The organism is Alistipes sp. An31A (assembly GCF_002159425.1).
Taxonomy (GTDB): domain Bacteria; phylum Bacteroidota; class Bacteroidia; order Bacteroidales; family Rikenellaceae; genus Alistipes; species Alistipes excrementigallinarum.
Genome location: NZ_NFIO01000004.1, coordinates 62,812 through 75,042, shown reverse-complemented (window position 1 = coordinate 75,042; position 12,231 = coordinate 62,812). Strand labels below are relative to the sequence as shown.

At 63.9% G+C, this 12,231-nt stretch carries 9 protein-coding genes; 1 reads left to right on the top strand and 8 read right to left on the bottom strand.

Features of this window, described 5'->3' with window-relative positions:
* Positions 1-21: 21 nt before the first annotated feature.
* From B5F90_RS05385 to B5F90_RS05350, 8 genes are all read right to left on the bottom strand, one after another.
* Positions 22-489: an NfeD family protein gene (locus B5F90_RS05385; RefSeq protein ID WP_087361780.1), complete on the bottom strand. Its 468-nt coding sequence runs from the start codon at positions 487-489 to the stop codon at positions 22-24.
* A 40-nt stretch (positions 490-529) separates the two neighbouring features.
* Positions 530-2,065 (bottom strand): SPOR domain-containing protein, encoded by a 1,536-nt coding sequence (locus tag B5F90_RS05380; protein ID WP_087361873.1) that lies wholly within the window; start codon positions 2,063-2,065, stop codon positions 530-532.
* Entirely contained in the window at positions 2,065-3,510 is a 1,446-nt protein-coding gene (locus tag B5F90_RS05375) for a TrkH family potassium uptake protein (protein ID WP_239307748.1), read from the bottom strand. Before B5F90_RS05375 ends, B5F90_RS05380 begins: the two co-directional genes overlap by 1 nt.
* Positions 3,511-3,516: 6 nt before the next feature.
* Positions 3,517-4,308 (bottom strand): hypothetical protein, encoded by a 792-nt coding sequence (locus tag B5F90_RS05370; RefSeq protein ID WP_087361871.1) that lies wholly within the window; start codon positions 4,306-4,308, stop codon positions 3,517-3,519.
* Positions 4,309-4,347: 39 nt separating this feature from the next.
* Complete coding sequence (mtaB, locus tag B5F90_RS05365; protein ID WP_087361779.1) at positions 4,348-5,646, bottom strand: tRNA (N(6)-L-threonylcarbamoyladenosine(37)-C(2))-methylthiotransferase MtaB; 1,299 nt, start codon at positions 5,644-5,646, stop codon at positions 4,348-4,350.
* A gap of 228 nt (positions 5,647-5,874) precedes the next feature.
* Positions 5,875-6,639 (bottom strand): class I SAM-dependent methyltransferase, encoded by a 765-nt coding sequence (locus B5F90_RS05360; RefSeq protein ID WP_087361778.1) that lies wholly within the window; start codon positions 6,637-6,639, stop codon positions 5,875-5,877.
* Positions 6,636-7,478, bottom strand: coding sequence for a S1-like domain-containing RNA-binding protein (locus B5F90_RS05355; RefSeq protein WP_087361777.1), 843 nt, complete (start codon positions 7,476-7,478; stop codon positions 6,636-6,638). Before B5F90_RS05355 ends, B5F90_RS05360 begins: the two co-directional genes overlap by 4 nt.
* A 136-nt stretch (positions 7,479-7,614) precedes the next feature.
* Positions 7,615-10,140 carry an alpha-N-acetylglucosaminidase gene (locus B5F90_RS05350; protein ID WP_087361776.1) on the bottom strand — a complete coding sequence of 842 codons (2,526 nt, stop codon included), beginning with the start codon at positions 10,138-10,140 and terminating at the stop codon, positions 7,615-7,617.
* A gap of 145 nt (positions 10,141-10,285) precedes the next feature.
* Here B5F90_RS05350 and B5F90_RS05345 point away from each other — a divergent pair, with 145 nt between their 5' ends.
* Positions 10,286-12,121: a CocE/NonD family hydrolase gene (locus B5F90_RS05345; RefSeq protein WP_087361775.1), complete on the top strand. Its 1,836-nt coding sequence runs from the start codon at positions 10,286-10,288 to the stop codon at positions 12,119-12,121.
* The last annotated feature ends 110 nt before the right edge of the window (positions 12,122-12,231 follow it).

Sequence of the window (12,231 nt, the reverse complement as noted above, 5' to 3'; positions counted from 1 at the left end):
GGTCAGAGAGGAGTTTTACGGTTATTGTTTTGGGATTGGTTTGACGATGACGCTGAAGTTCTCGAAGCCGACCACCTCGACCTCGGTTCTGGGGTCGACGTAGGCATCGAGCGACTTGGCCTCGTAGAGTTCGCCTCCGATTTCGACCCGGCCCATGGGCGACAGGCGCGAAAGGGTGACGCCGCGTTCGCCGACGCGAAGCCGCGTCTGGGGCGAAGGCATGCTCGACGAGTCAATCTTCTGGCGCAGCGAGAAGCGCTGCCACGTCTTGGCGCGCAGCGAGAGAATCGTCGCCACGAGCGAGAGGATGACGATGAGCACGACCACGACGATGCCCGTCGGAGTGTCGTGGTAGCGGAAGGCGAGGTAGATGGCGCTTCCATCGCAGACCAGCGCCAGCAGTGCACCGACCGAGACGCCCGGCAGCAGCACGATTTCCGCAACGAGGAACAGCAGTCCCAGCACGATGAGCAGAATGATGTAGAACATGGCGGATGAGGCTTGTTGGTTCTGCTATAAAGTTAACGCTTTATTCCGTTTGTTGGGCGATTTCGGCCACTTTTATTTCAAGTGCGTTGTCCGCCTGCGCCACGGCGTCGGCCACCCGCTGGGCCTCGGCCCGGTCGTCGAAGAGCCCCACGACGAAGAGCTGCTGACCCACACGCGAGAGTTCGCGGCCGCCTGCCGTCGCGGCAATCGCCTCCTTTACGGGGTCGGGCAGCGCCGGCAGCCCGGCAATTTCAACCCTATAGGAGAGGGCGGGCTGGGGGTCGCGGGCCAGATTGCGGTAGACGCCGTCGACCCAGACAACCACCTCGGGACGGAGGAACCCGTGCTCCTTGAGCAGCGCCTGGGCAGCCTCCGCCTCTTCGCGCGTTGCAAAGCCGCCGGCGTAGTAGCACCACTTGTGCTCGTCGTTGACCAGATAGAAGAGCGGTTCGACACCCCGGAAGGTCGAGACGGCCCGCTTGGTGTTGAACGTTCCGAGCAGGATGCGGTAGATGGTGCCGTTCGTATAGACCGGGCACTCGGGAATCGGGTTCTTGTAGGTATAGCGGGGCGTCGACGCGAAAGTGATGCTGTCGTAGTCGAGGAAGTAACGCTCGCGCAGCTCTATCTTCGGCAACTGGAACTCGGCGCCGTTGAGCCAGACGCCGGCCTGACGCAGCGAGTCGCGCGCCGCATCGAGTCCAAGCGCCTCGGCCACCGAGACCTCGTAGTCGAGCAGCACCTCCTTGCGCAGGAAGTAGTCGACCACCTCGTCCGATTCGGTCCTGCCCTTCAGTGCGGCAAGACGGCGCGTTGCCTTGGCCAGCAGCTCCTCTTCGCGGGCCAGCGCCTCCTCGCGGCCCAGCGTCTCGAGCACGTAGGAATAGGCGTAGGACTTGTTGTCGAAGATGTAGTTCCAACGCTTCGAGAGCGAATCGGCCAGCGTCCGGTTGAGCTGCTGCAGCACCGTGCAGTGCTCGTAAAGCGACGTCGCAGCCTGCTCGTTGTCGACCTTCTCGTAGGCCTGCACCGAGTCGGCCAGAGCGCGGTAGTTTTCAAAATAGCGCTGCACATCCTCCGCCGCCGCATACTCTTCGCGCTGAGCCTGCTGCAGCGCGGCGTAGTCGGCCTGGGGCAGCTGCTCGCGGAAATAGGGGCTCTGGACCAGATAGCGCACCCGGCCGCTGCGCACGGGCAGCGCCGGCTGCTCGCTCTCGGGCGTCGGCTCCGAGCCGAGGTTGGAGAGAATCCAATCCTGCTCGATGGTATTGATTCGGTCGATGAGACGACCCTTGGCGCTGCGGATTTCGAAGACCTCGCTCTCGAGCGCCAGAATCTGCTGCGAACGCTCGGCCCGCGTCTCGGGCTCCTCGCGCAGCAGCCGTCGCGACTCTTCAATCACCCGCGTGACGGAGTCCTCGCGGAACTGCAGCCGCGCATCCTCGCGCAGCAGCGACATGTACTCTTCGTTGCCTTCCAGACCGGCAATGCGGGGGGCAACCTCCTGCGCACAGAGCGTTCCGACCGTACACAGAGCCACCGCAGACAACATGTATTTGAACATCTTACGTAGCATTATCTCCACCATTTGATAAAGAACCACTGGATTAAACCGAATATCTCGAGACGCCCCAGCAACATCAGCAGCGTATTGGAAACCTTCACCATGGCGGGCAGTCCCGAATAGTTGTCGAGCGAACCCACCTCGCCGAATCCGGGGCCGACGTTGCCCAGCGAGGCAACAGACGACGAGAAGCTCGTCAGCAGGTCAACCCCGCAGGCCGTGCTGAAGACCGTACCAATGAGCAGCAGCAACAGGTAGGCAAAGATGAAGGTCATCACGGCGTGGAGCGTCTCGCGCTCCTGCATCACGCCGTCGAGCTTGAAGCGAATCACCGCATTGGGGTGCTGCTGCTGGCGCAGCTGTGCCCGCATCATTTTGAGCGCCAGCACCAGACGGTTGACCTTGATACCGCCGGCCGTCGAACCGGCACAGGCGCAGACCATCGACCCGAACAGAAGCGTGATGATGGCGAACGAGGTCCACGTATTGGAGTCGGCCGTGGCGAAGCCCGTCGTCGAGGCCACCGTGACGAACTGGAAGCAGGCGTGGCGGAACGAGGTGCCGAACGTGGGGTAGAGCTCCGCCGCATAGAGGCTCACGGCGATGGCCAGGCTGCAGAAGAGGAGCATCCCGACGTAGAAACGCGTCACCTCCGAGCGGAACAGGTTGCTCCGCTTGCCGGTCACCGTCGCATAAATCAGTCCGAAGTGCATACCGGCAATGGCCATCACCAGGATGAGAATCGTATCGATGGCCGGACTGTTGTAGAACGAGATGCTGGCATTCTTGGTCGAGAAGCCGCTCGTGGCGCAGGCCGACATGGCGTGGCACAACGCATCGAACCAGTTCATGCCCGCCATCTTGAGCAGCAGGGTCGACAGCACCGTCAGTCCGACGTAGACCACCAGCAGAACCTGGACAATCATCTGCGTCCGGTAGCGGTAGTTGTCCTTGGCCATCGACGAGAGCTCGACGTTCGAGAGGGTCATCTTGCTGCGTCCCAGCGAGGGGAGAATCAGCAGGGCGAACATCACCACGCCCATACCGCCAATCCACGTCGACGAGAAGCGCCAGAACTGCAGGCCGCGCGGCAGCGCCTCAACATCCGTAAGAATCGACGAGCCGGTGGTCGTGAAGCCAGAGACGCTTTCGAACCAGGCGTTGACCAGACTGAACTCGCCTCCCCAAATCAGGTAGGGGAACATCCCCACCACGCAGGCCACCAACCACGAGCCGACGACGATGCAGAAGCCCTCCTTGGTGGTAATCTGCTCGCTCTTCTCGACGAAAATCAGCGGGAAGACCCCCAGCAGGGCCGTCAGCAGCGAGGAGAGCAGCAGCGGATAGAACGACGAGTCGACGCCGCTGACGTAGGAGATTACGGCCGAAAGCAGCATGAACAGCGCGATGAAAAGCATCACGCTGCCCACATACCGCAAGACTACATCCATCCGCATGGCGCGTCAGTTTTTCTGTTGTTTCGAGAGCGCAATGAGCGCATCTATCTTCTCCTTGAGCTGCAGCATCTCGTCCTTGAAGTCCCCCTTGGCAACAAAGGGAACCCGGTAGACGAGGTAGTCGCCCAGCCCCTTGTTCATCTTGAGCACCGGGTCGACGCAGTAGAGGTTCATGAAGTAGGAGAGCATCAGCACGATGGCAATCATCACTGCCAGCGAGATGAGCACCGGCGTGACGGCCCGGTAGGCGTTCTTCTTCATCTGCTCGGCACGGGGCGCCAGCGAGCTCTGGGTCGAGGTCATGTAGTTCTTGATGGCCGAGGTCAGACGCCCGTATAACGCCTCGTACTCGCCGTCGTACCAGCCGTGGCGCAGCGAATCGGGTCCCGAGGCCGTGGCGGGCTTTCCCGCGGGAGCCTCCTCGGCCCACGTCAGGTAGCTGTCCGTCAGAAGGCGCAGCTCGGTGGTGGCAAAGGCCAGCGAATCGAGGAACGACTTGTCGAGCGCCTCGGTCTGAGCCACCAGCAGCGCACTCTCCAGCCGCTCCATGCTCGCACGGCACAGCGAGTCATACTCGCGGTCGCCGAAGACCGAGAGGTGCACCAGTGCGATGTTCTGCTCGTGGGCGGCATCGAGCATCTCGCGGGCCAGCTCGATGTTGCGGGCATTGGCCTTGAGGATATCCTCCGTATCGCGGCTCAGGTGGCTGAGCTCGAGGAAGGAGACCATACCCGAGAAGAAGAGCAGGCAGACGATGCTCACGAATCCCGTAGTCACCCGTTTGCGCAAACCTGTCATCATAGCTTCCTATTCACTTTTAGTGCAAATATACGAATTTTAACCCAGAATATCCCCTTCCAGGTCGTGCGATTCGTCCATTTTTCCCAACCGGACGCGGCAGACCGTATTGACGCGTGCCGCATCGTAGGGGACCTTCACGCGGCGGTAGTTGCCCGTGAAGCCGAACATCATACCGCCGCGGCGCGTGCTTTCGAACAGCACGTCGGCCTCCGTGCCTGTTCCGCGGGCGCAGAAATCGCCGTGCAGCCGCGCGCAGAGGGCCTCCAGCTCCTCCACGCGGCGGGTTGCCACCGACGACTGCACCTTGCCGGGAAAATCGACGGCCGGCGTTCCGGGGCGCTCCGAGAAGGGGAAGATGTGGAGGAAGGCGGGAGCGAGCCGCTCCAGAAAGTCGTACGTCGTGCGGAAGTCGGCCTCCGTTTCGCCCGGGAAGCCCACAATGACGTCGATGCCGATGAAGGCGTCGGGCATCAGCCGGCGCACGGCCTCGACCCGCTCGCCGAAGCGGGCCGTCGTATAGCGGCGGCGCATGAGCCCCAGAATCCGGTCCGAACCGCTCTGCAGCGGAATGTGGAAGTGGTGCTGGAACTTGGGCGACGCGGCACAGAAGGCGATGATTTCGTCGGTCAGCAGGTTGGGCTCGATGGAGGAGATGCGGTAGCGCTCGATGCCCTCGACCTCGTTGAGCGCACGGAGCAGGTCGATGAACGTCTCGCCGGTCGTCCGGCCGAAGTCACCCGTGTTGACCCCCGTGATGACAATCTCCTTCTGCCCGGCGGCGGCAATCTGCCGCGCCTCGGCCACCAGGTCGGCAATGGGCATGTTGCGGCTCGAGCCGCGGGCATAGTGAATCGTGCAGTAGGAGCAGCAGTAGTCGCAGCCATCCTGCACCTTGAGGAAGGCGCGCGTACGGTCGCCGCTCGAGAAGGCGGCGAAGAAGTTGGTCAGCTCGTCCGTCTCGCAGCTGTAGACCTGCGCGCGTCCCTTGCCGGCCAGCTCCGTCACGCGACGGTAGAGCTCGCCCTTGTCGTTGTTGCTCAGCACGAGGTCGACCCCCTCGATGGCGGCAATCTCCTGCGGCTTGAGCTGGGCGTAGCACCCCGTCACCGCGATGATTGCCTGCGGATTGCGGCGATGAAGCTTGCGTATCAGGTTGCGGCACTTCTTGTCGGCATGCTCCGTGACCGAGCAGCTGTTGATGACACAAATGTCGGCCTCCTCATCGGGAGCCACACGCACGTAGCCCCCCTGTTCGAACTGGCGGGCGAAGGTGGAACTCTCCGAGAAATTGAGCTTGCAGCCGAGTGTATGGAAATTGACTCTGCGTTGTTGCATGGAAAAAGGTGTTATCGGCTGCGAATTTACGAAAAGCAGGCGAGACGGGGAAACATTCCGCCCCCTATTTTCGGAGCGCGGCCCCGGACAGCCTGACGCCCAATGCGGCAGACGGCACACCGAAGTGCGGGAATCGGGACGCCGCGGAAATCCTGCACTTGTCCGGAGGCTGTCTTCGCGGCAGCCTTTTCAGAAACTACGGAATAGCCCTTCGAGCCCCCTGCGGGACTATTTGCGGGCGATGTAGAAGAGGTCGAAGCACTCCTCCGAGACGGGGGCGATGCGGTAGTCCTCCATGCGAATCGAGGTAGTCAGCTCCGTATTGGCATGCAGCAGCCGGCGGCGGTTGAGCCGGTTGAGCAGGTCGTAGGGGAGCTGCAACAGCCGGCGGGGGAGGCGGTGCTGGAGGTCCAGCGGGTCGAAGCGGAGCAGCCGCTCGACGCTGCGGCGGTTCTCGGCGTAGTAGGCCATCACCTTTTCGTCGCCGAAGACGCCCAGCTGCTCCACCTCGCCAAACGAGGACGCGAGCAGCCGCCGCAACTCTTCGGGGCGGTATTCGCGCACGTGCCACGGATTGCGCGTGAGCGACATCGGGGCGTTGGGCGTCGTCACCACGAAGCAGCCGCCCGGACGCAGCACGCGGGCCACCTCGCGCACGAACAAGGCATCATCCTTGATATGCTCGATGACCTGGAACGAGATGACGCAGTCGAAACTTTCGTCCGCGAAAGGCAGAGGAGGAACCGTCGCCCGGCGGAACTCCACGTTGGGCACCTGCAGCAGTTCGGGCGCCGGAACATGCTTGTCGAGCGTCACGAAACGGTCGACACGGGGCGCAATGACCTCGATGCCATAGCCCGAACCGGTGCCGATTTCGAGCGTATCGCCGCCAACGCGCTCCGCGGCGGCGTGGTAGGCCAGCAGCGAGCGCTGGAAGACAAAGTTGTCCGAGGTCTCACGCGAGACCCGTTCCGCGGTATTGATTCGGCTCATTTTCCCTTGCGCAGTTTGATTCCCCGTTCCGTCATCTCCACCTCGCCGCGCTTGAGCAGCATGCCCAGCGAACGCTTGAAGACCTTCTTGCTCATCTGCGTGCGTGCGGCCACCTCCTCGGGTGCGCTCGCATCGTTGAGCGGCAGGAAGCCGCCGTTGTCGTGCAGCAGCGCCAACAGCGTCTCGGCCGAGCTCTTCACCTGGGCCAGCCCCGTCTGCTGCAGGCTCACGTCAATGCGGTTGTCGTCGGTGATGCGGCTGACGTAGCCCTGCAGCCGCTCGCCGATGGACACCGAACGGAACAGCTGGTTGCGGTAGAGCATGCCCCAGTGGCGGTTGGCCACGATGACCCGGTAGCCGATGGGGCTCTCCGAGGCAACGAGCAGCTCGACCGCCTGGCGGGGAGCCACGGTGATGATATCGTTGTTGATGAAGCCCTTGAGCTTCATGGTCGCCACGCAGCGGCCCGTGATGTTGTCCTCGTAGAGGTAGACGATATAGCTCCGTCCCGGAAGCACGCCCCCCTGCTGGTTGCGGTTCGGCAGGAAGAGGTCCTTGCCGTAGAGTCCCCAGTCGAGGAAGGCGCCGTGTTCGGTCTTGTCAACCACCTTGAGGTAACCCGCCTCACCGACCTTGAGCAGAGGCGTTTCGGTCGTTGCGACGAGCCGGTCCTCGGAGTCGTGGTAGACGAAGACCTCCTTCGTGTCGCCGACCTTGTCGGCAAGCGAAACATAGCGGTTGGGCAGCAGCACCTCCTGCTGTTCCTCGTCCGCCAGAAAAAGTCCGTGTTCCGAGATGCGGCTCACGGTGAGTTGCTGAACATGTCCGGCTCTGAGCATACGAAAATTCGGTATTCGATGGATTTGCGCCGCAAAAATACGTTTTATTTTCACGCCGTGCAACTTTCCGGCCGCAAGGAGCGAGGGACGAAGCCCGGCGAAACGAGGACGGAAGAGGGCAACGGCCGGCAGAGGGTCAGTAGAGCAGCTCAACGGCCGTATAGTTGTCGGCAGCCGGACGTCCGTGCAGCGTGAGCGTCACGGTGAACTCCTTGGCCAGAGGGGCCTCCACGTCGCGCTTCTCCACACGGAGCGTCACGCCGTCGCTACCCGGCTCAATCCGCAGCGCGGGCTCCTGTTCGGCCCAGCAGTGGCGGCTGGCCGTGATGCGGAGCTTTTCGAGCGTCACCGACTCGGAGCCACGCAGCGTGGTGAAGCGCAGCCCCCGCATGCGGCGGAACTCCTCGTGTCCGATGGTGAAGGAGACCCGGGTGCGCTCCTGCGCAAAGTCGAAGGGCAGCCAGCAGCAGACCGCCCGCTCGGGGCGCTGCACCATCTCGGGCGAGATGTCGCGGGTCGCTTCGACCAGCTTGCAGGCCGCCGTAAGCGGCTCGGCAAAGGGCTTCACGCGCGAAAGAGTGTCGGTTTGGTGCCACCCCTCGTCCCACGAACGAAAGTCGAAGCTGCGCCCCTCGTTGAGCGCCGCAAAGAAGTTGCGCCAGCGCGGAATGTAGAAGTCGCGGATGGGGCCCGACCAGATGCGGGCCGAATAGTCGCTCAGCGACGGGCCGCCCCAAACGGAGATGAGGCGCCGCTGCTCGCGCACGAAGCGGTCGCGCTCCTCCTCCGAGCAGCCCGCCGCACGGGCCTGCTCATTCCAGCGCTCCAGCCTCAACAGGGGATGCGAGGCCAGCAGGCGGTCGGCTTCGCGCAGCAGGGCGAGGAAGCGCCGCTCGCAGCGGGCAGCCTGTTCCGTCTCACCGTGCATGGCGGCCCACACGGCGGCATCGAGCAGGATATCGGCCTTGCCGGCAAGGTAGAAGGCCGCATACTGAATGGCATCGGTGCGGTAGTTGGGCGCTTCGCCCAGTTCGGGAGCCGCGCCGAGGAACTCCTCGATGGCTTCGAAATAATGTTCGTTGACCCCCATCGTCGCCATGCGGCGCGAGAGCGGCCGCAGCTGCCAACGGAAGCGGGCGTTGTTGGTGAACTCGCCGTAGGCCGAGCCGAGCATGCCGCGCCAGAAGCGGTCGACGCCCCGCACCGACTTGCCGTAGCGGGCCCGCGAATAGTCGTGCAGCAGCCGCAGCACGTCGATGCGGCGGGAGCTCCATCCGGCGGCGGAAATCACCTCGTAGACCGCCTCGTTGTTCTCGACTCCTTCGGGCGAGGTGCCGTAACCGACCAGTTCGCCCCGGTTGCGCGAGGCAAGCGCCCCGAGGTGGCCGTTGGCGTAGAAGTCGAGCACGCCCGTCAGCGCCGAGCGGCCGCCGAAGTTGGGCACCGTGCTGTATATCCACTCCTTGCCGTAGAGGCCCGAATAGTAGTCCCAGCTCCTCTCCGAACGCCAGACGTAGTCGTTGAAGTCGACCGCAAGGTCGATGATGCACAACCGCCCGTCGGGAACGCCGCTCAGCAGCGCCTCGACGCTGTGGGGGTCCCAGATGGTGCGCTGGTAGCCGAACATCCACCCCTGCATCATCCACACGGCGTCGGGATTCGCCTCGGAGAGCGAGCTGTAGACCGTCCGCGCGTAGCGGCGCAACGTCTCTGCACGCTCGTCGGAACCCTTCTTGCCGAAGGGGACGTCCAGCTCGTTGAAGCAGTCGACCAGATAGTATTTGCCCGGGCCGAACTCCCGCTCCCATTCGCGGACAAAGGCCGCGCCGATTTCGACAAAGCGCGTGTCGAGCGGCGAGAGGAGGTTGCTCTCGAATCCCGACCAGCGGGTACGGGTCAGCGCCAGGTCGGGGTAGAGGCGCCGCATGCCGTCGGGCACGAAGCCGGCAAAGCCCTGGAAGACGGGCTTCATGCCCAGCGCCCGCATGCGCTCCAGAATCCGGTGCTGCAGCTCGATTTGCCGCTCGTGCCACTCCTGCGAGGGGGCGCCGTCGAGCCCCGTCATGTTGCCCATGCGCATCCAGGGCATGTGGGCCGGACCGGTGAAGTAGGCGTCGATTTCCTCCTGCGTGAGCCCCATTTTGCGCCATACGCGCGCCAGGATAGCCTCGGTGGCCACCGGTGCCAGCGGCATGTCGAAGCCGTGGAGTGCCATCCAGTCGAGCTCCTGCTCCCACCGCTTCCAGTCCCAGAAGGGGGTCGTATAGCCGAAGGTGCATACATTCATATAGAGGTGGTGGCGGAAGGGCGAACGGGTCTCGCGCCGCTTCATGTCGGGCAGACGGTCGGGCAGTTCGAGGCGGTTGCCCGACCAGTTGGCCACGCCGTATCCATGCGAGAGGATGTAGTCGTAGAATCCGCGGCAGAGGGCCACGCAGCTGCTCCCCTCGATGCGGAGCAGCCCGTCGTCGACGCTCACGGCATAGCCGTCGCAGCCCGAGGCGTCGGGTGCGGTCAGAACCAGACGGAGCTCTTCGGGCAGGCGGCCGAACGTGCGGCGAATCACCTGCTCGGCCTCAACCACCTCGCGCGGGCGGGATTCGGCGGCCCCGGCAGGGGCAAAGAGCAGTAGCAGAAAGAGCAGAAGCAGCGATTTTTTCATGACAAAGTCAGGTTGTAGGGATGGGTTGAAAAGACAAACAAAAATACGTCTTTTTCGCGACTGTTGCCTCTTTTCGCTCCGTTTTTTGCCGCTTTCATCTATTTTTTGCTACCTTTCACCACTGTTTGAACCATCCTACGCTCCGATGAAACGATTCATACCGCTGCTGCTCATCGCGCTGGCCGCACTCCGCATCGCCCCGGCCCAGCCGCTCGACAGCCTCTGCACCAAAACCGAACACCGCATCGCCATGCGCGACGGCGTACGGCTCCACACGACCGTCTACGCGCCGCGCAGCGCCGAACCGGCCCCCATCCTCATCTTCCGCACCCCCTACGGTTGCGCCCCCTACGGCCCCGGGCGCTTTCCCTCGTCGCTCGAGGAGGGCTATCTGCGCACCTACCTCGACCGGGGCTACATCCTCGTCCTGCAGGACGTGCGGGGGCGCTACATGAGCGAAGGGGAGTTTGTCAACGTCCGTCCCGCCGCCGGCAAGGGCGCTGTCGACGAGACGACCGACAGCTACGACACGGTGGAGTGGCTCGTCTGTCATGTGCCGCACAACAACGGCCGCGTGGGCTTTGCCGGCAGCTCCTATCCGGGCTTCTACGCACTGATGGGCGCCCTGTGCGGTCATCCCGCCGTGCGTGCCGTCTCGCCGCAGGCCCCCGTGGTCGACTGGTTCATGGGCGACGACACGCACCACAACGGCGTGTTGATGCTCACCGACTCCTACCGCTTCATCCCCGGCATGAGCCGCCCCGGGAAGCATACCCCGGCCGAGCGCATGCCCTCGAGAGGGCAGCCGACCTGCCCCGAAGGGATGACCGAATATGAATTCTTCCTGCGCATCGCCACGCTCGACAGCCTCAGCCGGATGCTGCCGCCCACCCCCTTCTGGGAGGAGATGGCCGCCCATCCCGACTACGACGCCTGGTGGCAGGCGCGCGACGTGCGGCAACGCTGCCGCGACATCCGCCCCGCGGTGCTGATTGTCGGCGGCACCTACGACGCCGAGGACTGCTACGGCACATGGAACCTCTACCGGACCATCCGCAGCCAGAGCCCCGCAACGACGTGCCGACTCGTCATCGGCCCCTGGTCGCACGGCGCCTGGCGCAGCGGCGACGGCCGGCTCGGTCCCTTCGACTTCGGAGTGGAGGCATCGGGACGCTACTACGTCGAACACTTCGAGCTGCCCTTCTTCGAGCACTGGCTGCGCGGCCGCGAGGAGGTCCGGGATTCGCTTCCGTCCGACAGCGAGGCTGTCCGGGTCTACGTTCCGGGACGCAACGAGTGGCAGGGCTTCGACCGCTGGCCGCCCGCCGCATCACGCGAGGTGACCCTCTACCTGCACGAGGGCGGAGCGCTCGACACGCTGCGCCCCACGGCCCGCCGCTCGCGAAGCAGCTACCGCTCCGACCCGAACGACCCGGTGCCCTACATGGAGCCGCTCGGCCGCAAACGCGACAAGCGCTACATGGTGGCCGACCAACGCTTCACCGACGGCCGCCGCGACGTGCTCACCTTCGTCTCGGAGCCGCTGGCCGAGGAGCTGACGCTCGCCGGCCCCGTCGAGGTGACGCTCAATGCGACGCTCTCGACCACCGACGCCGACTTCGTCGTCCGCCTCTCTGACCAGTTTCCCGAGGGGGATTCGCTGCCGGGCTACCGGATGCTGGTGCGCGGCGACGTGATGCGGGGACGCTACCGCCACAGCTTCTCCCGCCCCGAGCCGTTCCGCCCCGGACGGGTCGAAGAGGTGCGCTTCACGATGCCCGACGCCGTGCACACCTTCCGCGCCGGCCACCGCATCGTGGTGCAGGTGCAGAGCTCATGGTTCCCGCTCGCCGAGCGCAGCCCGCAGCAGTTCGTCAACCCGTGGACTTGCCGGCCGGAGGAGTTTCTGCCCTGCGAGGTGACGCTGCTCCACGAGCGGGGGCGCGCCTCGTCGGTTACGCTCCGTGTCGCGAACGATTAACGCAAGAGGGCGGGAAGAAAGGGGCTCCGTACCCGATATTTTTCAAAACAGGGGGGTTTCATTTATTAAAACAAACGGCACAATATCATCTATTTTTTAAGCTACAGATA

What these genes read in the sequence shown, in the direction of transcription:
- B5F90_RS05385 (WP_087361780.1), bottom strand. Translation starts at nt 489, where the DNA reads ATGTTCTACATCATTCTGCTCATCGTGCTGGGACTGCTGTTCCTCGTT.
- B5F90_RS05380 (WP_087361873.1), bottom strand. Translation starts at nt 2,065, where the DNA reads ATGCTACGTAAGATGTTCAAATACATGTTGTCTGCGGTGGCTCTGTGT.
- B5F90_RS05375 (WP_239307748.1), bottom strand. Translation starts at nt 3,510, where the DNA reads ATGCGGATGGATGTAGTCTTGCGGTATGTGGGCAGCGTGATGCTTTTC.
- B5F90_RS05370 (WP_087361871.1), bottom strand. Translation starts at nt 4,308, where the DNA reads ATGACAGGTTTGCGCAAACGGGTGACTACGGGATTCGTGAGCATCGTC.
- mtaB (WP_087361779.1), bottom strand. Translation starts at nt 5,646, where the DNA reads ATGCAACAACGCAGAGTCAATTTCCATACACTCGGCTGCAAGCTCAAT.
- B5F90_RS05360 (WP_087361778.1), bottom strand. Translation starts at nt 6,639, where the DNA reads ATGAGCCGAATCAATACCGCGGAACGGGTCTCGCGTGAGACCTCGGAC.
- B5F90_RS05355 (WP_087361777.1), bottom strand. Translation starts at nt 7,478, where the DNA reads ATGCTCAGAGCCGGACATGTTCAGCAACTCACCGTGAGCCGCATCTCG.
- B5F90_RS05350 (WP_087361776.1), bottom strand. Translation starts at nt 10,140, where the DNA reads ATGAAAAAATCGCTGCTTCTGCTCTTTCTGCTACTGCTCTTTGCCCCT.
- B5F90_RS05345 (WP_087361775.1), top strand. Translation starts at nt 10,286, where the DNA reads ATGAAACGATTCATACCGCTGCTGCTCATCGCGCTGGCCGCACTCCGC.